The sequence below is a fragment of the Mycoplana dimorpha genome, assembly GCF_003046475.1.
In the GTDB taxonomy this organism is placed as follows: Bacteria; Pseudomonadota; Alphaproteobacteria; order Rhizobiales; family Rhizobiaceae; genus Mycoplana; species Mycoplana dimorpha.
In genome coordinates this window covers 343,259-365,671 of the sequence record NZ_PZZZ01000004.1, presented here as the reverse complement: position 1 = coordinate 365,671, position 22,413 = coordinate 343,259, and the positions used below count along the sequence as shown (strand labels likewise).

Here is a 22,413-nt window from a genome sequence, read left to right as displayed (position 1 = left end):
TGCTCGGGGCGCCGCTGCATCACGACTCGGGCGACGCCGCTACGCCGGTGGCAGTGCGGTAGTCTTCGACGAAACGATCCAGTTCGGCGCGTTCGAGATCGGACACCGCCCAGTAGCTGAAGCCGCTGCCCGTCCAGCTCACCATGTTGTAGCCGTTGGCCTGCTTGCTTTGCGGGCCGGACGTTCCGGCCGCTGCCGGCACCGCCACCACCGTGATGAGATGCTCGTTGTGGCGGTAGACGAGCGTTGGCACGGCGTTGCCACGGATGACGTCGACGCGGCCGCCGACAAGCGCGAAGCCTTTCGCCGCCAGATCGGGCGCCGGTGGCGAAAGGCCGATGCGGTTGTCGAGCCAGGGCTTTACCGTGTGGCGGTCGGACGAGGCGATATCGACCGGGTTTGCGGCAAGCAGGCTGCGGCGATGAGTGCTTGCCACGAGGTCGCTGGCGGTTTCGCCTGGGCTATTCGCCCCCAGCCAGTAGCCGCCGCTCCCGGCCACCACGAAGGCGAGGGCGACGGAGGCGGCCAACGCCCGCCAGTCCGCCTGCCGGCGTGGTTGCCGAACGGGGGATGTAGGACCCGAAACGCCGGCGGCGGCCTCGATCCTGTCGAGCAGCCGCCTGCCAACCTCCGGGCGTTCGAGCCGGGCAAGTGCCGCGCGCGTGGCGACGATGGCCTCATGGGCCTTGCCCATCTCCGGTTCGTCGGCGACACGGCGTTCGAGCGCCGCCGCGGCGGGCGCGTCGAGTTCACCGTCGACAAGCGCGTTCAGCAGCAAAAGATCGGCTTCCGGCGGCAGTCTGGCGTCAGTCACGATGGGCCTCCGCGATCGAGATGGCGAGCATGAGGCGCGCACGCGACAGTCGCGACATCACCGTTCCGATCGGCAATGACAAAAGGTCGGCGATCTCGCGATAGCTCAGTTCGTTGAATTCACGCAGCACCAGAACCTCGCGCAGCAGCGCCGGCAACGCATCGACGGCCCGCTGGACGGCGGCGGCCTCGGCCTTGCGGATCAGTTCGGCCTCCGGCGTCAGGATCGCAGTATCGGTGGAAGCTGCGTCTGCCGTCTCGGCCAGCCGATCGATCTCCGCGTCGTCGCCGAGCGCCAGGACCGCTTTCGGCCGGTTCTTCGCCATCCAGGTGAACGCCGTGTTGCGTACGATGGCCAGCAGCCAGGCACGCGGATGCCGAACGGTGCCTCTCCCGGTCGCCGCGTAAGCCCTGAGGCAAGCCTCCTGCACGACGTCCTCCGCGTCATCGCGATTGCCCGTCAGCCCGCGCGCGAACATCAGCGCATCCTGAAGGTGCGGCACGACCAGTTCCCGGAACCGGGTCGCGGGCTGATCCTCGTGCAAGGCGCTCGGGTCCTTCTTTGCCGCGGCGGCCGAGGGAGCCGCTGCGGAGGGTCATTTGACGACGATGCTACCCTTCATGAAGGGGTGCAGACCACAGAAATAAGCGATGGTGCCGGGTTGGGAGAAGGTCCAGACGAAACTGTCGTCTGTATCGAGGGCCCCGGAGCGGAAGCTGCCGTCGCCCGCCACGATCGTGTGGACCATGTCATCGGAATTGACGAAGCGGACCGTGTCGCCGCGCGAGATCGTCAATGCCTGCGGCTTGAAGGTGAAATTGGAGATCGTCACCTGCGTCTCCGTCGCGCCGGCCGGGGCTATCGGCAGGGCAAGAAGGGCGATTAGCGTGGTGCCGAGCCCCATCCTGAGGGCCTTCTGCAGCATGCCGGGAATGATTTTTGATGGTTGCTTGTTCATGACGGCGTACTCATGCGAGCGTGGTATCGGTGATCGCGAGCCTCTCCTCGCCGACCGTGAAATCGACGGAGGTCAGGCCCAGCATCGAGCGCAACTGGTCAGCCGGCACGATCATGGGGCCGGGCTTGTCGGCTCTGCCAGGTTGCGGTTGCGGAAAGGCCGTCGAGCGGGCGGTATGGAAGACCATGTTGCCCTCCACCTTCTGCATGATCTGGTGGATGTGGCCGTTGAGAACGGTCACGGATCCGAAGCGCCGGAGCAGCGTCAGTGCTTGCGCGGCGTCCTCGGTGCCCCAGCCCCATTGCGGATAAATCGACCACAGCGGGATATGGGCGAAGACGACGATGGGTGTGGAGGCCGGGCGCCCGTCGAGGTCGCTCTTCAGCCAGGCGAGTTGCTCGGCGCCGAGATTGCCGAGGCCCCCGGCCTTGAGATCGAAGACATTGACCAGCCCGATGAAATGGACCCCGTCGCGGTCGAATGAATGCCAGCCCGCACCGTGCGTTCCCTTTCCGTAGCGATCGAGATAGGCCTTGCCCTGTTCCGGATCGATCAGGTCGTGCTCGCCGGGGACATAGAAGACCTCCAGTCCGGTGCTGCCGATGATGCGGGCGGCATCGTCGAATTCACCGGCCTTGGACAGATGGGTGATGTCGCCCGTGTGGATCATGAAGGCGGGCTTCACCGGAAGCGCCTTGACCCTGTCGATCGCCTCGGTCAGCGTATCGACGGCGGTGACACTGGCTTCCTTGTCGAAGCCGATATGGCTGTCCGAGATCTGCAGGAAGGTCATCGCCCCTTGCGCGGCTTCTGCGGCCCTGGCCGCATCGAGCAAGCCGAGCGACTTGGGGATGCCGCCCGAGACGGTCCACAGCACGCCCGTTCCCGCCCACACCATGCATTCGAGCGCATGCCGGCGCGTCAGCACGAAGCCGGTATCGGTCTCTTGTTCGTCCTTGCGCATGTCCGTTCTCCTTCCGAACGTCGTCGTTCGAGGAGGAGACCGAGGAAGCTGCGCGCTTATTCTGGGGAAGCGCTCACTTTCTTGTGAGCCGGGGCGCGGGAGAAACTTGGCCGCTGGAGGCTGTCCATCGTGGATCCGCGGACATGTCTGCCCATGATGTTGAAGTGGTGCGGACGACGGGGGTCGAACCCGTACGGATCACTCCGAGGGATTTTAAGTCCCTTGCGTCTACCAGTTTCGCCACGTCCGCCTGCATGCGTCGGTAACGGAGGTTTGGGGGCCGATCAAGGGGGCATCGCACTTTTGGCCGGTGATCGGGATCGGCGATCGCAAAGGTGGTCGGGCAAGGCGCCGTGGACCTGCGCCCGGCGCCGGACGCGAGCCGATCCGAGATGGCTGCGGTGGCACGGCCGCCAGGGCGTCCCTGTCACGGCGCGATCGAAAATTTTTGGTCCGACAGGGCGACGGCGCCGCTGATGCCGTCGCGGAAGCGGTAGCGCAGCACGTAGTCGCCGGCCGGCGGGCCCTCGACGTTGAGCGTCAGCTTGGCGAAGACTTCCTGGTTGCGGACGAAGCCGCGGAAGGTGAACGAGCCGAAGGCCTTCTGCTCGGCGAGCGTGTCGCCCTTGCCGTTCAGAAGTTCGAGGTCGACGGTGAACTGCGCCTCGAGCCGGCCCTCGTCGACCGGCCGCCAACTGAGGCCGACCGGCTCGACATAGGAGATCAGCGGCTCGCCGGGCTTGTAGACGGTGTTCAGCCGCGGCTCGTACATGCCGTAGCCTTGCGGCGCTTCGGTAACGAAGGTCGCCCGGCCGATCGAGAACGGCAGGGTGGAAGAAAAGGTGCCGAAGGCGTCGCGCAGCACGTCGTGCGCGCCGACCGGATTGCCGCCGTTCGCCAGCTGCTCGGCCCGGGTGGCGGCGTCCACCAGCGGGCCGGCGCCGGCGGGAGCGGCAAGCAGGGCGAGTGCTGCGGCAAGCGATAGCGCGGATGCAAAAGACCTCGTAGGCATCTGTCCTCCCGACGGATCATCCCCTTTTTAGAGGATGCGCGAGACGTCGAGGGGCCGTCAAGGACGGGTGTTCTCAGCTTTTCCAGAACAGCGGCGTCAGGACCACCAGCACGGTCAGCACCTCGAGACGGCCGAGCAGCATCATCAGCGACAGGATGTACAGCGATGCATCGCCGAATGTGGAGAAGTTCCCGGCCGGGCCGACGACCGGGCCGATGCCCGGGCCGACATTCGACAGGGCCGTGACGACGGAGGAGACCGCCGTCAGCACGTCGTGGCCGAGGGCGCCGAGCGCCAGGCTGCCGATCACCCACAGCATGAGATAGGTGCAGAAGAACAGGAAGACCGTCCGCTGCGTGTCCTGGTCGACCGTGGCGCTGCCATAGCGGACGGCGTGGATGCCGTTCGGATAGATCAGCTTGTAGAGGCCGGCGCGGATCGAGCTGAAGATGATGACGAAGCGGTAGGCCTTGATGCCGCCGGCGGTCGAACCGGAGCAGCCGCCCAGGAAGGTGGCGAAGAAGGCCAGCACCACCACGAACGGCCCCCAGAGCGTGTAATCCTCGCTCGCAGCCCCGGTCGTCGAGAGGATCGACGCCATCGAGAAGAAGGCGTGCGTCACCGCCTGGTGGAATTCGACGCCGTTGGCGAGCCGGTGGTAGACGGCCGCGGCGATCGAGAAGAGGGTGAGATAGCCCAGGAAGACGAAGATCTGCGGATCGCGCAGCGCGTCCAGCCGCCCGCGCACCATCAGCACGATCAGGATCGAGAAGGGCAGGCTGCAAAGCGTCATGAAGAAGGTGGCCGCCCAGAGGATCGGCAGGCTCTTGAAATAGCCGAAGGATGCGTCGTGCGTCGAAAATCCGCCGGTCGCCACCGTCGACATCGCATGGTTGATGGCGTCGAACCGGCTCATGCCGAGCGTGGCGTAGGTGATCGCGCAGACCAGGGTGATGCCAACATAGACGACGATGAAGGCGCGGGTGTAGGTGGCGATGCGCGCGAACGGTTTTTCGTTCGTCTCGGACGATTCCATCTTGAAGAACGACATGCCGCCGACGCGCAGGTAGGGCATGACGAACAGCCCGACGGCGACGATGCCGATGCCGCCGAGCCAGTGCAGCAGCGAACGCCACATCAGGATGCCCGGCGGGGCGTGGTCGAGGCCGACGATCACCGTCGAGCCGGTGGTGGTGATCGCCGAGACCGATTCGAACAGCGCCTTCGAGAAGTCGAGGTTCATCGACGACAGCCAGAGCGGGATGGCGCCGCCCAGCGCGAACACCGCCCAGAGCAGGTTGACGAGCAAGAAGCCCATCTTCTTGTTGAACGGCGGCGGACCGGCGTAGGTCGCCGCCGCGGCGATCAGCGAGAAGCCGCCCACGATTGCGGCCGAAACCAGAAAAACCTTCCAGTCGGGATGGCCATAGTAGAGGTCCACCACGAACGGCACCAGCATCGCAAGCGAGAGGTACAGTCCACAGATGGCGGCGATATGGATGGCGGAGCGATAGATCGTGGCGTTCAAGGTCGTCTCGTTCTGCTTGGCGTCCCGTACACGATCCGAATCGAAGGGAGCGGGTGGCCTCCGCGGCCGCGATATGCAATAGCGAGTGCCACCCGCAAACTCAAGGACGGCGGCAGCCCATGAAACAGGACGTCGAACGTGCCACCGAAGCCGTGCGCACGCTTTTCCCCGAAACCCCGCTGCAGCTCAACGAGCACCTCAGCGCCCGTTACGGTGCGCAGGTTTACCTGAAGCGCGAGGACCTCTCTCCCGTTCGCTCCTACAAGATCCGCGGCGCCTTCAACTTTTTCCGCAAGATCGTTGGCGGCGGCGGCGTAGGCAAGTCGTTCGTCTGTGCCTCCGCCGGCAATCACGCGCAGGGTTTCGCCTTCGTCTGCCGCCATTTCGGCGTGCCGGGCACGGTGTTCATGCCGGTGACGACGCCGCAGCAGAAGATCGACAAAACGCGGACGTTTGGCGGCGACTTCGTGCAGATCCGTCTCGTCGGCGATATTTTCGACCAGTGCTACCAGGCCGCGCAGGACCATGCGCGCGACACCGCCGCCATCATGGTGCCGCCCTTCGACGATCCGGACATCATCGAGGGGCAGGCGACGGTCGCAGCCGAGATCGTCGCGCAACTGGGCGGCGCGCGGCCCGATCTCGTCGTGCTGCCGGTCGGCGGCGGCGGACTGGCGGCCGGCGTCACCGGCTATCTGGCCGGAGATGTCGCCGATGACGCGTTCCTGTTCAGCGAGCCCGAAGGCGCTCCGAGCCTGCGACGCAGCCTGGAGGCGGGCAGCGTCGTCACGCTCGATCAGGTCGACAATTTTGTCGACGGCGCCGCGGTCGGCCGGATCGGCGACCTGAACTTTGCCGCGCTGCGCAAATTCAAGGCCGAGCAGGTCATGCTGCTCTCCGAAAACGCGATCTGCGTGACGATCGTCGACATGCTCAACGTCGAAGGCGTGGTGCTGGAGCCGGCCGGCGCGCTGTCGATCACCGCGCTGGAGGCGCTGGGACGCGAGCGGCTGCAGGGCCGCACGGTGGTCGCCGTCGTCTCCGGCGGCAACTTCGACTTCGAGCGGCTGCCCGACGTCAAGGAGCGGGCGATGCGCCATCGCGGTTTGAAGAAGTACTTCATCCTGCGGATGGCGCAGCGGCCAGGCGCCCTGCGCGACTTCCTCAACCTGCTGGGGCCGGAGGACGACATTTCCCGCTTCGAGTACCTGAAAAAGTCGGCGCGCAACTTCGGTTCCATCCTGATCGGCATCGAGACGAAGTCGCCGGACAATTTCGTCGTGCTCAAGAACGCGTTTGATCACGCCGGCCTGCGCTACCAGGACATCACCGAAAATGAGATCCTGTCGAACCTGATCATCTGAAGTGATACATGCCGCCCGTTGACAGGCCGGCAAGCTGTGTTACCACTCGGCCATGGCATCGTTTCTTTCAAGACTTTTCGGACGGTCGGACAAGGCCGGGACGGCTCCCGCGGCGCCGGAGGAAAAAGAGGTCTACAACGACCTCGTCCTCATCGCGACTCCCATGGCGGAAGGATCGCAATTCCGCCTCGCGGGGCGGATCGAGCGGCAGGACGGCGAGGTCGTTCTGGTGCGCACGTTCATTCGTGCGGATATGTTCTCCGTTCGCGACGATGCGGTTTCTGCCGCCTTCCGCAAGGGCCGCCAGATCGTCGACCAGCACGGGGCCTCGCTGTTTTCCGATGGCGAGCCGTCGCGGCCGGTCTGAGCGAATAACCGTCGCGACGCTGCCGGGTCAGATGCCGACGTTCGGCCGGTCGATGATCTCGCGCAGCGCGAAGCTGGAATTGATCTTCACCACGTGTGGCAGCGCTGATAGCCAGTCGCGATGGATGCGCTCGTAGTCGGCGAGGTCCTTGGCGGCGACGCGCAGGATGTAGTCGTATTCGCCCGACATCAGGTAGCAGACCAGCACGTTCGGACAGAGTTTCACCGCCGCTTCGAACTCCGCCAGCGTCTTGGCGAACTGGCCCGACAGCGAAATGTGCACGATGGCGATCATCGTGTAGCCGAGCGCCTTCGGCGACAGGTGCGCATGGTAGCCGCCGATCACCCCGGACTTTTCCAATAGGTCGAGGCGGCGCGAGCAGGCCGACGGCGATAGCCCCACCCGCTCGGCGAGTTCGGCATTCGAGATGCGGCCGTCCTGCTGGAGGATGCGCAGCATCGCAGCATCTATCGAATCCAGCGTGCCCAATCCGGTTTCCTTCGAAAAGAGGCAGTTTCAATGCAAGAATAAGCGAACAATCGGTTCTTCTCCAGTGTTCTTCGCAAGGACATTGCGCAGGACTTCTGTTCCAATTTCAGGCCCGCAGGGAGTGGCGGACTGATGATTGGCACCAGACGGAGAGAGGAACGCAAAGATGCGTGTCGGTTGCCCGAAGGAAATCAAAAACCATGAATATCGAGTCGGCCTGACGCCGGGCTCGGTGCGTGAATACGTTGCCCATGGACACGAGGTCATCATCGAGACCAGGGCCGGCGCCGGAATCGGCGCCGATGACGATGCCTACCGCGCCGCCGGCGCCCGGATCGTCGCCGCGGCCAAGGAGGTCTTCGAGAAGTCGGACATGGTCGTCAAGGTCAAGGAGCCGCAGCCGAACGAATGGGCGCAGCTCCGGGAGGGCCAGATACTCTACGCCTATCTTCATCTCGCCCCCGACCCGGCCCAGACCGAAGGGCTCCTCAAGTCCGGCGTGACGGCCGTCGCCTACGAGACCGTGACCGACGACCGCGGCGGGCTGCCGCTGCTGGCGCCGATGTCAGAGGTCGCCGGCCGGCTGTCGATCCAGGCCGGCGCGACCGCGCTGCAGAAGGTCAATGGCGGCCGCGGCATCCTGCTCGGCGGCGTGCCGGGCGTGGTGCCGGCGAAGGTCGCCATCCTCGGCGGCGGCGTCGTCGGGCTGCATGCGGCCGAGATGGCGGTCGGACTCGGAGCGGACGTCACCATCCTCGATCGCTCGATCCCGCGCCTGCGCCAGCTCGACGACTTCTTCAAGGGCCGGGTCCATACGCGCCTTTCGACGATCGACGCGATCGAGGAGGAGGTCTTCGCCGCCGACCTCGTCATCGGTGCCGTGCTGATTCCGGGGGCCGCAGCACCCAAGCTCGTCACGCGCGAAATGTTGTCGGGCATGAAGCGGGGTGCCGTCATCGTCGACGTGGCGATCGACCAGGGCGGCTGCTTCGAGACCTCGCATGCCACCACCCATTCCGATCCGACCTACGAGGTGGACGGCGTGATCCACTATTGCGTCGCCAACATGCCGGGGGCCGTGCCGATCACCTCGACCCACGCGCTCAACAACGCGACGCTGCACTACGGGCTGCAGCTGGCCGACCGGGGATTGAAGGCGATCGCCGAGGACCGCCACCTGCGCGCCGGCCTCAATGTCCACCGCGGCCGCATCACCAACAGTGCCGTGGCCGAGGCGCTCGGCTACGAGATGTCCACGCCGGAGGCCGCACTCAACGTGGCGTGACGTCGAAGGAAGAGCTGGCGGGTCGGATGGGGATGCCAGTTCGCCGTCCGGGAAGCGCCGGCCGCCCGCCCGCACACCCTTAGCGGCCTTGTGGGGTCTGCTTGGGGCCTGCGCACCTTCATGCGAGAAAATGCCACCTGTCGGGCCGCCCGTGCGCTGGCGCCGCGGCATCGCGGTTGCGTCAGGCCCGCTCGATTCGGCATTGGTAGCAGTTGTTGCGGGCCGAGCGGACATGGACATAGGCGATGTCGGGACGCGCCAGCAGCGTCTCCGCATAGGCGGCGATCTCCGGCGTCGGCGTCACCGCCCCGGTCCCGTAGACGATCCGGTCGGCGGCATCATAGCCGCGCACGATATAATCGCTGCTGTCGAGCATGGGCGGCATGCCGGACCCGGAAAACGGACGGCAGGGCTCGGCGTGCAGGAAGATCGGGCCGGTCTCGGCGTAGGGCTGCAGGGCAGGGAACGGCCGATGCGCCAGCACCAGGTAGGCGGCCCCGGCCGGCACCATGTCGAGGCAGTGCCGGCAGGGCACGCCGTCGCCGTCCGAGACGCGGCGTTCGGGCTGCATCCGTATGCATCGGTGCCGCCGTTCCAGAGGTCGGCGGCGGTTTCTGTCGGGATGGGACGGTAGCGGATGGTCATCGAGGGCTCTCCGTTTCAATGCGAAGAACCATCGCCGGAGAATGCCTTGCGCGCCACCCGATTTCCGTCGGGCATGCATCCTGCGCAAATGTCAGCGGAGCCGGGCCCGACGCTCGCTGCACAAGCGGAGAAGGTCCAGCGGATCCATGTCCGGATCGGCCATGCACAGGTCGATCAGCGCGCGCGCCACGCCGACATAATAGGCCTCGTTGCGCTGCGCCGAGCGGATGACGGCGAGGTTCGCCGCGTGGCGGCGGGCGGATTTCTTGTCGGCTCGGGAAAAAAGCCCGCGGACTGCCAGGAGGCGATCCAGCCGCGTGACGTGCCGCACCCGGTCCTGCCGAGCCAGCGCCAGGCGCGCTGCGGCGGCAAAGAGGAAATCGCGGCCATGGACGCGCCAGACCTGCTCCAACTCCGGGGGGCACGCGGCGAGATAGGCCGAAACGAGGATCCGCCGCCGCTTGTCCTTCCGGCAGAAGGGCCGCAACAGCGTTGCGGCCAGCTCGATGCCGGCGAGATCATGGGCGAGCAGCTCGTAGTCGATCAGGCTGACGGAGCGGTTGCTGTTCCGGATGATGTTGCCGCCGAACAGATCGCCGTGCGTCAGCTGGGTGCCGGCGAGGCCCTCCAGCCGCGCCTGGCTCTTGCGCACCCAACACCGCTGGGCGTCGGTCAGCTGCGTGTCGCGGGCGAGATAGGTCCGGTGCGGCAGCACCGGACGCCTCGCCCCGAAAAGCGCAGTCCGGGCTGGTCCCTCGATGGCGTTGAGCCGGGCCATGGTTTGGCCGAGCGAGACCAGGGTTGAACGGTTCGCCTGCTTGCCGATGGGTTCTCCCGGCAGATAGGACAGGGCGACCCAGTGACCGTGCCGCAGATATTCGCCGTTCGTCGCGGTATGCGCGCAGATCGACTGGACGGAGATGCCTGCCTGCTCCAGCCGTCTGATCGTGTCTTCGAACCGGAGCCTGGCGCGCTTGCTGCGGAAGCGGTAGAGCACATATTTTCGGCCGTTTAGTTCCACGATGCGCTTCTGCAGGCGCAGTCGCCATTTGGTGTGGAGCACGGCGGCATCACCGGCAAGCAGTTCGCTGATGCTTGGATGGCAAGTCGTCATGCGAAGCAAAGGTCCCGAGCCAATCTGCAGCGGCCCCGGTCGCGCAGCTAAAGAGCCGTGAACGGAGCTTATGGCCCAAACCCGATCGTTTCCAGACCGGACATGCCGCCACGCCTATCGACCGTTCGAGTGACGGTGAGACAAGCCCTGCGAGCCGGAGCCGGTCACGTTTTCGAACCAAAGACGTAAAAGCCTGGGCGGAACGTCAGCCGCGGCGGGCGAGTTCGAGCAATTCCGCATCCGAAAGCGGAAGGATCGTGGCGTCGCGCGTGCAGACGGGGGAGAAGCCGAACATCTGGTAGAGCTGCAGCGCTCGGGGGTGGTCGAGATTGTTGGTGGTGACCGTCAGCACCTTCGGCTCCGTTGCCCAGGCGGCATAGAGGGCCTGCAGCAGGAACCACTTGCCAAGCCCGAGCCCGAGCGCGTGTTCGAACAGTCCGAAGTGGACGAGTTCCGTCGTGTCCAAATCGTGCTGGAACAGTTCGAAGAAACCGGCCGGCGCCCCGTCGACATAGAGCACGGTGACGTTCGTGCGCTTGTCGTCGAGGATCGCGGCAAGCGCCTGGTCGTCCATTCGCAGACGCTCGACCCAGTGCCAGCGACGGCCAACCTGGGTGTATAGAAAGCGGTAGAAGGCGGGCGGAATTCCGGACACACGCATGATCGCCGTCTGGATGTTGACCGGGACCGGCAGGCTCTGCTTGGGCGGCGCGGTCATGCGCAACTCGGTAATGTGCACCGGCAGCGGCGCAATCTGGCCCGTCGTGGTCATGGCGTCAGTCCCGTCCGGTGACCACCGGCGTATCCGGCCGGCCGCCCCATTCCGCCCAGGAGCCGTCGTAGAGCGCGTTGTCCTCGTGCCCCAGCGAGTGGAGCGCAAGAGTGATGATCGCGGCGGTGATTCCGGAGCCGCAGGTGGTCACGACCGGTGCGGTGAGGTCGATACCAGCCTCGGCGAAGGTGGCCCGCAGCGCGTCCAGGTCCTTCAGCCGGCCGTCGACGGAAAAGACGGCGGAGGGCAGGTTGCGGGCGCCTGGCATGTGGCCGGAACGCATGCCGGCGCGCGGTTCGGGCTCCTCGCCGGTAAAGCGACCGGCACCGCGGGCATCGGCGATCTGGCGTGAACCGGAGGAGACGATGCCGTGCATATCGTCGAAGGAGACGACCGCGGCCGGGTTAAAGCGCGGGCGAAAATGCCCGGGCGCCGGCTCCGGAAGGTCCGTCTGCAGCGGCCGGCCCGCCCTTTTCCAGCCGTCAAGGCCGCCGTCCAGCACAAAGACGTTTTCGGCACCCATGGTGCGCAACAGCCACCAGACGCGCGCGGCGCTGAACAGGCCGGGCCCGTCGTAGACGACGATCGTGCCGGTGTCGGAGATGCCGAGCTTCTCCATGGCCGTCGCGAAATCCACAGGCGAGGGGATGCTGTGGGGCAGGCCGGTGGACAAATCGGCAATGGCGTCCTGGTCGTAGAACACCGCCCCCGGGAGATGCCCTTCCGAATATTCCAGGGGACCGTTGCGGTTCTGCGCCGGCAAATACCACGAGGCATCGATGATCCGGAATTCCGGGGCGCCGAGCTGCTTTTCCACCCAGTCGGCGCTGACGACGAACTTGCTTCTGGCGTTGGTCACGAGTGCTGCTCCTCAACATCCGGGCGGTGCCCGCGGCGGAAGCCGGCCACCCTCATTCTTCTGCGCCGAAGCGCGCCTTGTCTCTCACCGGCCCGCGCCCGCGGGGCCAGGCCGTCACGGCAGCATCAAGCCGTCTGGGTGGACGATGCCGGCGTTCCGAACTGGATGCGGAAACGCCGGTTTTCCCTGCCCTTCTTCTCTATCCTCGAAATGTGGATCGCCCCCACTTCCTGCGTCTCGGACACGTGCGTTCCACCGCAGGGCTGGCTATCGACGGCGGCATCCTTGCCGATGCAGACGAGGCTGACGCGGCCGAGCCCCATCGGCGGGCGGACGTTCTTCGACTTCACGATCCCCGGATTGGCGGCAAGCTCCTCGTCGGTGATCCACTGGACGTAAACCGGATGGTTTTCCTCCACCAGTTGCATCAGCCGCGCCGAGACCTCGTCCTTGTCGATCGTCTCGCTCATGTCGAAGTCGACGCGGCTTTCCTCTTCGCCGACTGCCGCCCCGGTGATCGGAAAGGGGCAGACGACCGAGAGCAGATGGCAGGCCGTGTGCATGCGCATCAGCCGGTAGCGGCGCGGCCAGTCGATGTGAAGCACGAGCTTCTCGCCGACCACCGGGAGGATCGAGCCTTCCTGCGGCCGGTGCAGGATGATGTCCTTCGTCGCGCCGTGCACGGTCGGGCCGAGCACGATGCGGCTGCCGTCGGCCCGCTCCAGGAAGCCGGTGTCGCCGGGCTGGCCGCCGGAGGCCGCATAGAAGCAGGTCTGGTCCAGCTCGATGCCGCCATCTGCGTGGACCGCCGTCACCACCGCTTCGGCGGTGGAAAGGTAGAAATCGTCACGAAAGAGGGCGGCAACGGGCCTGCTCATGTCAATCGACTGCCTGGTAGGGGACCTTGATCGTCGAGGTCTTGGTCAGCCATGCCGGCGCTGGCAGGCCCTTCGACTCGAGGAAGTCCGGATTGAAGAGTTTCGACTGGTAGCGGTTACCATAGTCGCAGAGGATCGTCACGATGGTGTGACCGGGACCAAGGTCGCGGGCGAGCCGGATGGCGCCGGCGATATTGATGCCGGTCGAGCCGCCGACGCACAGACCCTCATGCTCGATCAGGTCGAAGACCAGCGGCACCGCCTCCAAATCGGGTATCAGATAGGAGAAGTCAGGCACAAACCCCTCCAGGTTGGCGGTGATCCGCCCCTGTCCGATGCCCTCGGTGATCGAGCTGCCGGAGGCCTTCAACTCGCCGTGTGCATAATAGTTGTAGAGGGCGGCGCCCTCCGGATCGGCAAGACCGATCTTGATGTTCGGATTTTTCGCCCGCAGACCGGCAGCGACGCCGGCCAGCGTGCCGCCGGAGCCGACGGCGCAGATGAAGCCGTCGACCTTGCCGTCGGTGTCGCGCCAGATCTCGGGGGCGGTCGTCTCGATATGGGCGTTCCGGTTTGCCACGTTGTCGAACTGGTTGGCCCAGATCGCGCCGTTCGGCTCGGTGCGGGCGAGCTCTTCGGCAAGCCGGCCGGAGAGCTTCACATAATTGTTGGGGTTCTTGTAGGGAACCGCCGGCACCTCGACGAGCTCGGCGCCCAGCAGCCTGAGCGCATCCTTCTTCTCCTGGCTCTGGGTTTCCGGAATGACGATCACGGTGCGATAGCCGAGCGCCTGCGCCACCAGGGCCAAGCCGATGCCGGTGTTGCCGGCCGTGCCTTCGACGATCACCCCGCCCGGTCGCAATTGCCCGGCTTCTTCTGCCGCCCGGATGATCGCCAGAGCCGCGCGATCCTTGACCGACTGGCCCGGATTGAGGAACTCCGCCTTGCCGAGAATAGTGCAGCCGGTCGCCTCGGAGGCGCCCTTCAGGCGAATCAGCGGCGTGTTGCCGATTGCATCCAACACCGAGGGGAGAGTAGCCATGGCCTGCGGACCTTTCACTTTGCATTTAGATTAGGCAGCGCCTTTTCGGACCGCAAGCAATGGTTTGCAAGAAATACTGTTCCCGCGGCAAGCGCCATGAGGGCATTTTTTCGCATGGCTTGGCGCGCGCCGTTCGGCCTTTTACCCCTTGATCGCCGCGAATGCCGCCAGGGCGCGGTCGCGTGCCGCCCGATGCTCGACGATGGGCTCCGGATAGGTCTGTCCGAGGCTCACGCCGGCCTCACGCAGGATCGCCTTCGGGGCCTCGAAGGGGCGGTGGATGTATCTGGCGGGAAGGCGCGCGAGTTCCGGCACGTATTTCCGGACATAGGCGCCGTCCGAATCGAATTTCTCGCCCTGGAGAACAGGGTTGAAGATGCGGAAGAAGGGGGCCGCATCGGCGCCGCAGCCCGCCACCCACTGCCAGCTTGCCGCATTGGAGGCGGGGTCCGCATCGAGCAGCGTATCGCGGAACCAGGCCTCGCCGCGGCGCCAGTCGATCAACAGGTGCTTGATCAGGAACGAGGCGGCGGTCATCCGGACCCGGTTGTGCATGTAGCCTTCGACCCAGAGCTGGCGCATGCCCGCATCGACCAGCGGATAGCCGGTGTGCCCGCGGGTCCAGGCGCGAAAGCCCGCCTCGTCCTGCCGCCATTCGAACGCGTCGAAGCGGCGGTCCAGCCCCTGTGAGGCAAGCGTCGGGTAATGGAACAGCAGATGATAGGAGAAGTCGCGCCAAGCGAGTTCCTTCCGGAAGGCGACGGGGCCATCGCCGCCGTCCGTCCCCGTGCCGAGCCAGGCGGCCTGCCAGGCCTGCGCCGGAGAGATTTCGCCGAAGGCGAGATGCGGCGAGAGCCGCGAGGTGCCGTCGAGCGCCGGAAAGTCGCGGTCGTGGCCATAGCCGTCGCGCCTTAGCTCGACGAAGGTCCTGAGCCTCTCCTGAGCCGCCTCCTCTCCGGGTGTCCAGACGGTCGCAAACCGGCTCGCCCAGTCGGGGTTCTTCGGCAGCAGCCGCCAGTCCTCGAGGCGATCGCTGCTCGGCGGGCTCGACGGCGATTGGATATGGCTCGGCGCATCGATCGGCGTATCGGGGCCGCCGTCGGCAGAAAGCGCCCGCCAGAAGGGCGTGTAGACCTTGTACGAGCCGCCGGTTGCGGTCTTCAGCCGCGACGGATCGTGGAGCAACTGGCCGGCAAAGCTGTGCACCTCGATGCCGTCGACGCGAAACGTTGCCTTCAGTGCGCTGTCAATGCGAATGCCGTCCGGGTCGTGGCGGCGGTTCCAGTGCACCGCCGCCGCGCCGGTTTCGCCGATGATCGCCGGCAGGGCCTCCGCTGCCGGGCCGCGCCGCAGCACCAGCCGGCCGCCAAGGTGCTCGATCCGCTTCGCCAGGGCGGCAAGCGAATGGTGCAGCCACCACGCCTGCGCGGCGCCGTAGGGCAGGGCGCCGTCGTTGCCCGATTCGAGAATGAACAGCGCGATGACGGGGCGGCCCGAGGAGACCGCAGCCGCCAGGGCATGATTGTCGGAAAGCCGCAGGTCGCGTCGGAACCAGACGATGACCGGGGACAGTGCGGCTGCTTCGGAGGCGGGCGTCATGGCAACAAATCACCTGATGCAAGCGGATCCGGTCGTCCTTTCGCCCCGATCGGAGGCGGCGCCGGCGGTGTTGGAATGGTCTGATCAGGCCGGCCAAGTGCGCGTGCCGGTCTGGTCGGTGGTTATGCAATCTTTTGCCATGGAACGCGAGGCTTATGAACCTCGTTACGACGAATGGGCATGCGTGCTGTTCGGGGTCGCGGCCCTTCCCATTCTGGAGGCGAGGGATATCATTTCCCATCGTCATTCGATCTGAAGTGGAGAAAGCGCCGTGGAAGACGACCGCGAAGACAGAATCCGCAAGCGCGCCTACGAGCTCTGGGAGCGCGCCGGCAAGCCGGAGGGCAGGCACGACCAGCATTGGTTCCAGGCGGCCCGCGAAATCGATCAAGGCGAAGGCGAGATCGAGGGCGACGACCTTCCCAGCCTGGAGGCGGTCCGTGAGGCCGTCCGCCAGCACAGCGACGCCTACATCGTGAAAACGGACCTCGAGGACGCCGACCAGCGCGAAGCGGCGCCCGGGACCCGCGAGCAGCCGTAGCTTGTGGCACCAGTGTCGGAAAAAGAAAGGAGCCGATCCATCGCTGGATCGGCTCCTTCAAGATAATCAGCAACTTGGCTGAAGAAACTGGCTCCCCGGGCCGGATTCGAACCGGCGACCTGTCGATTAACAGTCGAATGCTCTACCGCTGAGCTACCAGGGATCATCCGCTCGCTGCGGTGTGAGGGCGTCATACAAACCATAATCCGATTTGCCAAGCGCTTTTTTGAGAAAAGTGCACCTGTTCCTTGATTGGCTCACAACAAAGGACCAGATGTCAGCGCGGGCGACCGGAATTCCGGCATCTCTGAACAGCGAACGGACCGATGAAACCGAGACAGACGACGAAAACCCGCTTCGGCATCGATCACCGCACCCATGAGATCGTCATCGGCTCGTTCCGGCAGAAGCTGCCGCAGTCGCGCGCGATGCGCACGTTGATCGGCGTCCTGCTGGTCTTCTGCGGCATGCTCGGCTTTCTGCCGGTGCTGGGGTTCTGGATGATTCCGCTCGGCGTGCTGCTGCTGTCGCACGATTCCCCGTTCCTGCGGCGCCAGCGCCGCAGGCTGGCGGTCTGGTGGGCGAACCGCAAGGCCGGCTACCGGAAATAGGCCGCCGGCCGGGGAAAAGGTGGCCGCGGCGGCGAATGCCTCTTGCACCGTTTCTCAATCCGTTCTAAACGCCCGGCACCACTCGCTTTAAAGCAAACGGACGGCCTCGTGGCGGAGTGGTTACGCAGAGGACTGCAAATCCTTGCACCCCGGTTCGATTCCGGGCGAGGCCTCCATCCAATTTTTTATGACAAATTAGCAACTTGCCTCCATTTTGGGGGAGGCGGTTTTTGCTGTTCCGTATTGCGTTCTCATGATGAGCCCCAATCTGGGTTCTCATGCAGTCTGGCTGTTCTGTTACCTGAGGCTTCTGCGGCAATCCCAGCTTGATTCCCGAGTGGATCGTGGCACGTTGCGTCTAAAGGGGAGAGGGCGTTTGCAGGCATATGCCACGCGAAGCGATTTTTTGACCACCCAGATGCAGGCACGAATGAACTAGGATACACGACTTCATGCTCGACAAACGGTCGCTCCCTCGGCGCCTCTGGATCCTAATCTGGCGCCCAATCGCAATTGCGGCCTGGAGACGCCGAAACCGTCAGCGCTTTCGTAGAAACTTCCCAATCGAGTGGAAGACACCCGGAGAGATCATTGGCCTCGATTTGCAAAACTATGAGCAAGAGGCGGGCTTCGATCTCAATAAGGCGATGGTCGACGATCTGCTGCCTGCGAGGGACGCGGCATTGGCGCGATCCAATCGCCTGGTACTGACGAGCCTCGTCATCTTTGCGTTTCTTGCTGCTGATTACTTTTCCCTAAGCGTAAAGATTTCTCTCCCTGGTGTTGACGTCCGTGACATCAAAGGCGTGAGAGAGTTTCTGATTTTCTTTAGTGGATTACTCAGTACCCTATCTCTCCTAGCGCAAAATAACGTCTATACGCTTGAAAGCACCATAAAATATATTGTTAATAATCATTACCCTGAGCAGCTAAGGCCAATATATATCTCAAAATATTTTTGGCATGAAAATTATCCACGGTACTTTCCGACCAGAATTCCGCATCTGTTGATTTCCCCGATTCAGAGCCGCCTTGTTGATTTGATATCGCTTGGATGGCTTCTTGCTATGTTTTTCTATGTCATCCTCTTTTTTGTTATTGGAATCCTGATTTCAATCGACGTTTGGAAAAACGGAGGAATAAGTTGGTTCAGCCGTGTAGTCGCGTTCGGAGCAATTGCAAATTCAGTGTTGGGCTGGGGTTACTTCATAATCACTCGTTGCAAAATGCCGTACCGAAACTTCCTCAAACTTCAAGAAATCGAAGTGCTAGGGCAGATCGCACCCTCTCAGGTCGAGGCTAAGTGGCAATCACTATACGGTGAAGGCTATGACGATTACGTCGATATGATCAATCGGGGATATCTACCTGGCGGGGAGAACGACCATGCGCATTTGGTGGGCTCGAAGAAAACAATTCGGCGCAACGTTGTTGCCTTTGTTCTGCTGGCGGCATTTTTCTGGGCGGCTTTTCCAGGATACACTCAATAAATGGCAGTTTAGGGGGGGTGGCTTGCGGCGAGCCAATGAGTCTGGCACTGGAAGGAGATCGCAGCTCTTGCTTTCCTGCGAGCCTTTCATGCCCTCAAGTTCTGACTGAATGCTCGTTGAGTGCGCTGTGTAGACCACGCAGACGCGCTGTAATGGAAAGCCTCGAGCGGTTTCGGGGCGAAACAATGCGCTAAACAGGACCAAACACAATCGCGATGTTTCACACGACCGCGTTAAGGGCTGGAGCCGATACCGCTCAATAATAACCTGACGCGTTGATCGTGCCGGACCGCATTCCGGTGATTTCGGCGTCGGGCGAGGGGCCCTGGTACTGCGCGTAGGTCGTGTTGTTGGCGGCGCCGGTGGTGGCGCATCCCGGCAGGGCGATGAGCGCGAGGGCAAGCGTGATGAGCATGGCACGATGGATCATGACGTCCTCCAATGCCGGTGTGTGCGGCAGATGCAATTTATCGTCGGTTGACGGCCCGAGGCAAGGGGCGCGCGATTGCCTGCAGTCGTCGACCCCTGAGGCGGGGCCGGGCGGCCAACCGGCGATGCTCGCAATCCGGCGGTGTGCCGTCGTGAGGCGCTCATGGCTGATGCGGGGTCTGCGTCATGCTGCCGACCGCCGGAGAAGCGCTTCTCCATCGACGTCGCTGCAGCGTGGCGGCGGCGTGCCGGCGGGGGCGATTTGCCGTGGATGCCTCCTCTGCTGCCATCTTTTTGCCAACCCGCAGCGGCTATGCGTATGGACACCGGCTGCGAAAGGGCTTTAAGACAACCCTGTTTATCGGCCGGCGAACCGGTCGCGAGCTTCTGACAGGGCAGCAATGATGGATTACACCGCAGCGCGCATTAAAATGGTCGACAACCAGATCCGGACCACGGACGTTACCTCGCATTCGGTGCTCGAGGTGTTCCTGGCCGTGCCGCGCGAGGCCTTCGTGCCGGCCGCGCAAAAACCGCTCGCCTATATCGACAACGACATCGAGCTCGCGCCGGGCCGCTATCTGATGCAGCCGTCGCCGCTCGCCAAGCTGATCCAGCTCGCCACCATCACCAAGAACGACGTGGTGCTCGAGGTCGGTTGCGGCACCGGCTATGCCTCTGCGGTCCTGTCGCTGCTGGCCGGCTCGGTCGTCGCCCTGGAAAGCGACGAGGCGCTGGCCGCCAAGGCCGGCGAGACGCTGGCGGAGCTCGGTTACGACAACGTCGCCGTGGTCACCGGCGAACTGGAGAAGGGATACGCCGCCGAGGCTCCCTATGACGTGATCTTCGTCAACGGGGCGGTCGAAGTGGTGCCGGATGCGCTGCTCGCCGAATTGCGCGACGGCGGCCGTCTGGTGGCGGTGGAGGGATATGGCAACGCCTCCCAGGCGCGGCTCTTCGTCAAGGAGCGCGGCACGGTGTCCGAGGTTCGCGCCTTCAACACCGCCGTCAAGCCGCTGCCAGGGTTCCGCAAGGCGGCAGAATTCGTGTTTTAACGGCGTTTCGAAAATCCGAGTCGATTTTTTCCGCGGTTTATGCACACATTTGAAACAACCGATACGTTAGTGTCGGTGATGGGGAGATAAACAGGTGATGGCATGAATCGCGGATGCGGTGGCCGAAGGGCTGTCGCAGACGCAGGGATCATCTGACGCGGCGCCAGATCGGGCCGTGTTGCGTCGGATCGGTCACCGGTCCAATCTGGAGTAACTACGTGTCCATCTTTCGCAAGTCCGCAGTTTCGGCGGCGCTCGTTTCTCTTCTTCTGGCTTCGACCCAGCCGGTCTGGGCCGAAACCGTCGCCGGCGCGATGGCGAAGACCTACGCCAACAACCCGGACCTGAACGCCGCCCGCGCGGCGCTGCGGGCGATCGATGAGAACGTCACGATCGCCAAGGCGGCGATGCGGCCGCAGGTCAACGGCGTTGCCGAGGCGAATGCGACGCGGCGACAGTTCGACAAGGCCGTTTCATCCGGGTTCGGCCAACCCAGCAAGCGCAGCGACACCTTTACGTCCTCCTTCGGCGTCTCGATCACCCAGCAGATCTTTGACGGATTCCAGACCCTCAACCGGGTCAGGTCGGCCGAAGCCAACGTGCTTTCCAACCGCGAGTCGCTCCGCTCGCAGGAGATCAACCTTCTTCTCAACGCCGTCGAAGCGTATGCCAACATCTGGCGCGACCAGGCGATCCTGGCGATCCGGAAGAAGAACCTCGCGTTCCTGCGCGAGCAGCTCAACGCCTCGAGGGCACGCCTGCAGGTTGGCGAGGGCACGCAGACCGACGTGAGCCTGGCCGAGGCGCAGCTCGCCCAGGCCCAGGCGCTGCTGGTCTCCGCCCAGGCGGCGCTGACGACCAGTGAGGCCGTCTACTTCCAGATCGTCGGCGACCAGCCGCGGAACATCAGCCAGCCGCAACCGGCAACCCGCGGCATGCCGCGGTCGCTCGACCAGGCGGTGGCGATCGGCTTGCGCGAGAATCCGCAGATCCTTTCGGCGCAGCGCAGCGTCGATTCGGCCGGCTACAACGTCAAGGCGGCCGAGGGCAGCCTGTTGCCCGGCGTTTCCATCCAGGGCGACGTGTTCCGCTCGGTCAACGGCAGCACCAGCACCAACGACCACGTCTCGGGCAGCATTTCGGCGCGGGTGACCGTGCCGCTCTATCAGGGCGGGGCCGAGTACGGCCAGGTCCGCCAGGCTAAGGAACGGCTCGGCCAGCAGCGCATCCTCGTCGATTCGGCGCGCCTCGAGGTGCAGCAGATGATCATCTCCGCCCACACCCAGCTCGAGGCCGCGCGCGCGGCGATCCGCGCCAACCAGGCCGAGATCCAGGCGGCCAACCTGGCGCTGCAGGGCGTCGTCGAGGAGCGCAACGTCGGCCAGCGGACCACGCTCGACGTGCTGATCGCCCAGCAGACGGTGCTCGACGCCCAGGAAAGTCTGGTGATTTCGCAGCGCGTCGCGGTGGTCGCCAGCTATTCGCTGCTCGCCGCCATGGGGCAGCTGACGGTTCGCGGCCAGAACCTCAAGGTGGCCGAGTATCGGGCCGAGGAACACTACGAAGCCGTCAAGGACAAGTGGTTCGGCCTGCGCACCGTCGACGGGCGCTGACATCCCCGATTGGCAGGCCGCACAAATCTGTGCATCCTCGTTAAGAGTTGATTCGCGACGATTTTTTTGCCGTCGCGACTGGCCTATGGTCTCGCCAATCCGCACCGCGCGCGCCTGTTTCGGAGCGTGTCGGCGGTCGCGTGAGGCAGGGAACGGGGATGAAAATGGCTCAGCCGAATGTAGCGCGTGAACCGTCGATGGACGAGATCCTGGCGTCGATCCGCCGGATCATCGAAAGCAATGAGCCGCCGGTCGGGGCACCGGGACCGCTGGTCGCAGCCGAAGCACAGGACGCTGCCGCCGACAGCTTCGACGACGAGATCATCATCGCCGATTTCCATGCCGAAGAATCGCGTCTGTCACCGGCAGAACAACTGGCGCGGCCGGCCATTGCACCGGTTCAGCCGGAAACCTCTCCGCCGCATCCGGCCATGTCGCTGGCCGACGTCGCCGCCCGGGTTCGTGCCGCCTCGGAGCGTAACGGCATGATGCTTCGCCAGGGCGAGCCGGCCGGTCCTGCCCAGGGAACCACCCCGGCCGGCCCGTTCGAGACGATCGGCACGTCGCCTGCCGCGGTTGTCAACGGCGCCGGTCGGCAAGCCTCGGCTGCGCCGACGGGCTTCGAGCAGCCGCGGCCGGCCGCGCACGAGCATGTGACTTCGTCCACCCATCAAGAGACGCTATCCTCCGCCGCAGTATCGCTGGTGTCGCCGGCGGTGAGCGCGCAGGTGTCCGGTTCCTTCGGCGTGCTTGCAGAGGCGGTCCAGGCCGAGCCGCGCCGCTCGTTCGACGAGATTGCCGAGGAGATGCTGCGGCCGATGCTGCAGGAGTGGCTCGACGACAACCTGCCGACGCTCGTCGAGCGCCTGGTGCGTGAAGAGATCGAGCGCGTGGCGCGCGGCCCGCGCCGCTAAAAGGTCTGTTTTTGCTGTTGCGATAAGCCGCGCCCGCACCGGCGCGGCTTTCGTTTGTCGTGTTGACTTC

23 protein-coding genes, 3 tRNA genes and 2 pseudogenes are annotated in these 22,413 nt (G+C 64.6%); 11 read left to right on the top strand and 17 right to left on the bottom strand.

Annotated elements, in window-relative coordinates; all coding sequences use genetic code 11:
• Positions 1–19 precede the first annotated feature (19 nt).
• From C7449_RS11895 to C7449_RS11865, 7 genes are all read right to left on the bottom strand, one after another.
• Entirely contained in the window at positions 20–814 is a 795-nt protein-coding gene (locus tag C7449_RS11895; protein ID WP_245414364.1) for an anti-sigma factor family protein, read from the bottom strand.
• Positions 807–1,358 (bottom strand): sigma-70 family RNA polymerase sigma factor, encoded by a 552-nt coding sequence (locus tag C7449_RS11890; protein WP_245414363.1) that lies wholly within the window; start codon positions 1,356–1,358, stop codon positions 807–809. The genes C7449_RS11895 and C7449_RS11890 overlap by 8 nt, the downstream gene beginning before the upstream one ends.
• Positions 1,359–1,409: 51 nt before the next feature.
• Positions 1,410–1,772 carry a cupredoxin domain-containing protein gene (locus C7449_RS11885; RefSeq protein WP_245414362.1) on the bottom strand — a complete coding sequence of 121 codons (363 nt, stop codon included), beginning with the start codon at positions 1,770–1,772 and terminating at the stop codon, positions 1,410–1,412.
• Positions 1,773–1,782: 10 nt separating this feature from the next.
• The gene (locus C7449_RS11880; protein ID WP_108002997.1) at positions 1,783–2,736 is read right to left on the bottom strand and encodes a metallophosphoesterase family protein; all 954 of its coding nucleotides are present in this window, start codon (positions 2,734–2,736) and stop codon (positions 1,783–1,785) included.
• A 165-nt stretch (positions 2,737–2,901) separates the two neighbouring features.
• A tRNA-Leu gene (locus C7449_RS11875) sits at positions 2,902–2,986 on the bottom strand.
• Positions 2,987–3,163: 177 nt separating this feature from the next.
• Positions 3,164–3,748, bottom strand: coding sequence for a hypothetical protein (locus C7449_RS11870; RefSeq protein WP_108002996.1), 585 nt, complete (start codon positions 3,746–3,748; stop codon positions 3,164–3,166).
• A gap of 73 nt (positions 3,749–3,821) precedes the next feature.
• Entirely contained in the window at positions 3,822–5,276 is a 1,455-nt protein-coding gene (locus C7449_RS11865; RefSeq protein ID WP_108002995.1) for a TrkH family potassium uptake protein, read from the bottom strand.
• A gap of 119 nt (positions 5,277–5,395) precedes the next feature.
• Between C7449_RS11865 and ilvA the strand changes: the two genes are divergently transcribed.
• Together ilvA and C7449_RS11855 are read left to right on the top strand one after the other, a co-directional pair.
• Positions 5,396–6,640: a threonine ammonia-lyase gene (gene ilvA / locus C7449_RS11860; RefSeq protein ID WP_108002994.1), complete on the top strand. Its 1,245-nt coding sequence runs from the start codon at positions 5,396–5,398 to the stop codon at positions 6,638–6,640.
• Between the two features lie 52 nt (positions 6,641–6,692).
• Positions 6,693–7,007: an HlyU family transcriptional regulator gene (locus C7449_RS11855; protein WP_108002993.1), complete on the top strand. Its 315-nt coding sequence runs from the start codon at positions 6,693–6,695 to the stop codon at positions 7,005–7,007.
• Positions 7,008–7,034: 27 nt separating this feature from the next.
• Here C7449_RS11855 and C7449_RS11850 read toward each other — a convergent pair whose 3' ends face one another.
• Entirely contained in the window at positions 7,035–7,496 is a 462-nt protein-coding gene (locus tag C7449_RS11850; RefSeq protein ID WP_108002992.1) for an Lrp/AsnC family transcriptional regulator, read from the bottom strand.
• 166 nt (positions 7,497–7,662) lie between these two features.
• Between C7449_RS11850 and ald the strand changes: the two genes are divergently transcribed.
• Positions 7,663–8,781: an alanine dehydrogenase gene (gene ald, locus C7449_RS11845; protein WP_108002991.1), complete on the top strand. Its 1,119-nt coding sequence runs from the start codon at positions 7,663–7,665 to the stop codon at positions 8,779–8,781.
• A gap of 181 nt (positions 8,782–8,962) precedes the next feature.
• On the opposite strand, the pseudogene C7449_RS11840 reads toward ald, so the two are convergent.
• The 7 genes and pseudogenes from C7449_RS11840 to C7449_RS11815 all read right to left on the bottom strand — a co-directional run bounded on the left by C7449_RS11840 (position 8,963) and on the right by C7449_RS11815 (position 15,690).
• A pseudogene (locus C7449_RS11840) lies at positions 8,963–9,426 on the bottom strand (DUF1203 domain-containing protein).
• A 91-nt stretch (positions 9,427–9,517) separates the two neighbouring features.
• Positions 9,518–10,540, bottom strand: coding sequence for a phosphotransferase (locus tag C7449_RS11835; RefSeq protein WP_108002990.1), 1,023 nt, complete (start codon positions 10,538–10,540; stop codon positions 9,518–9,520).
• A 205-nt stretch (positions 10,541–10,745) separates the two neighbouring features.
• On the bottom strand, positions 10,746–11,312 hold the full coding sequence (locus tag C7449_RS22075; RefSeq protein ID WP_245414361.1) for a GNAT family N-acetyltransferase: 567 nt from the start codon (positions 11,310–11,312) through the stop codon (positions 10,746–10,748).
• Positions 11,313–11,316: 4 nt separating this feature from the next.
• Positions 11,317–12,171 (bottom strand): 3-mercaptopyruvate sulfurtransferase, encoded by an 855-nt coding sequence (gene sseA / locus C7449_RS22070; protein ID WP_245414360.1) that lies wholly within the window; start codon positions 12,169–12,171, stop codon positions 11,317–11,319.
• Between the two features lie 125 nt (positions 12,172–12,296).
• Entirely contained in the window at positions 12,297–13,049 is a 753-nt protein-coding gene (locus C7449_RS11825; RefSeq protein ID WP_108002989.1) for an alanyl-tRNA editing protein, read from the bottom strand.
• A gap of 1 nt (position 13,050) precedes the next feature.
• On the bottom strand, positions 13,051–14,091 hold the full coding sequence (locus tag C7449_RS11820; protein WP_108002988.1) for a cysteine synthase A: 1,041 nt from the start codon (positions 14,089–14,091) through the stop codon (positions 13,051–13,053).
• Positions 14,092–14,232: 141 nt separating this feature from the next.
• A complete protein-coding gene (locus tag C7449_RS11815; RefSeq protein WP_108002987.1) occupies positions 14,233–15,690 on the bottom strand; it encodes a cryptochrome/photolyase family protein in 1,458 nt (485 codons plus the stop codon).
• On the opposite strand from C7449_RS11815, the gene C7449_RS11810 reads away from it, so the two are divergent.
• Together C7449_RS11810 and C7449_RS11805 are read left to right on the top strand one after the other, a co-directional pair.
• Positions 15,689–15,946 (top strand): hypothetical protein, encoded by a 258-nt coding sequence (locus C7449_RS11810; protein ID WP_146165072.1) that lies wholly within the window; start codon positions 15,689–15,691, stop codon positions 15,944–15,946. The genes C7449_RS11815 and C7449_RS11810 overlap by 2 nt on opposite strands.
• 27 nt (positions 15,947–15,973) lie before the next feature.
• Positions 15,974–16,231: pseudogene (locus C7449_RS11805) on the top strand (DUF2934 domain-containing protein); the annotation flags it as partial.
• Positions 16,232–16,319: 88 nt separating this feature from the next.
• On the opposite strand, the gene C7449_RS11800 reads toward C7449_RS11805, so the two are convergent.
• Positions 16,320–16,394 (bottom strand) — tRNA-Asn (locus C7449_RS11800).
• Between the two features lie 163 nt (positions 16,395–16,557).
• Between C7449_RS11800 and C7449_RS11795 the strand changes: the two genes are divergently transcribed.
• The 3 genes from C7449_RS11795 (at position 16,558) to C7449_RS11785 (ending at position 18,332) form a co-directional block, all read left to right on the top strand.
• Positions 16,558–16,842, top strand: a complete 285-nt coding sequence (locus tag C7449_RS11795) for a hypothetical protein (protein ID WP_108002984.1) — start codon at positions 16,558–16,560, stop codon at positions 16,840–16,842.
• Between the two features lie 102 nt (positions 16,843–16,944).
• Positions 16,945–17,018, top strand: a tRNA-Cys gene (locus C7449_RS11790).
• Positions 17,019–17,294: 276 nt separating this feature from the next.
• Positions 17,295–18,332: a hypothetical protein gene (locus C7449_RS11785; protein ID WP_108002983.1), complete on the top strand. Its 1,038-nt coding sequence runs from the start codon at positions 17,295–17,297 to the stop codon at positions 18,330–18,332.
• A 256-nt stretch (positions 18,333–18,588) separates the two neighbouring features.
• On the opposite strand, the gene C7449_RS21770 is transcribed toward C7449_RS11785, so the two are convergent.
• A complete protein-coding gene (locus tag C7449_RS21770) occupies positions 18,589–18,762 on the bottom strand; it encodes a hypothetical protein (RefSeq protein WP_170115854.1) in 174 nt (57 codons plus the stop codon).
• A 403-nt stretch (positions 18,763–19,165) separates the two neighbouring features.
• Here C7449_RS21770 and C7449_RS11780 point away from each other — a divergent pair, with 403 nt between their 5' ends.
• The 3 genes from C7449_RS11780 to C7449_RS11770 all read left to right on the top strand — a co-directional run bounded on the left by C7449_RS11780 (position 19,166) and on the right by C7449_RS11770 (position 22,343).
• Positions 19,166–19,816, top strand: a complete 651-nt coding sequence (locus C7449_RS11780) for a protein-L-isoaspartate O-methyltransferase family protein (protein WP_108003211.1) — start codon at positions 19,166–19,168, stop codon at positions 19,814–19,816.
• A gap of 218 nt (positions 19,817–20,034) precedes the next feature.
• Positions 20,035–21,429, top strand: coding sequence for a TolC family outer membrane protein (locus C7449_RS11775; RefSeq protein ID WP_245414359.1), 1,395 nt, complete (start codon positions 20,035–20,037; stop codon positions 21,427–21,429).
• Between the two features lie 164 nt (positions 21,430–21,593).
• A complete protein-coding gene (locus tag C7449_RS11770) occupies positions 21,594–22,343 on the top strand; it encodes a PopZ family protein (protein ID WP_108003210.1) in 750 nt (249 codons plus the stop codon).
• Positions 22,344–22,413: the final 70 nt, after the last annotated feature.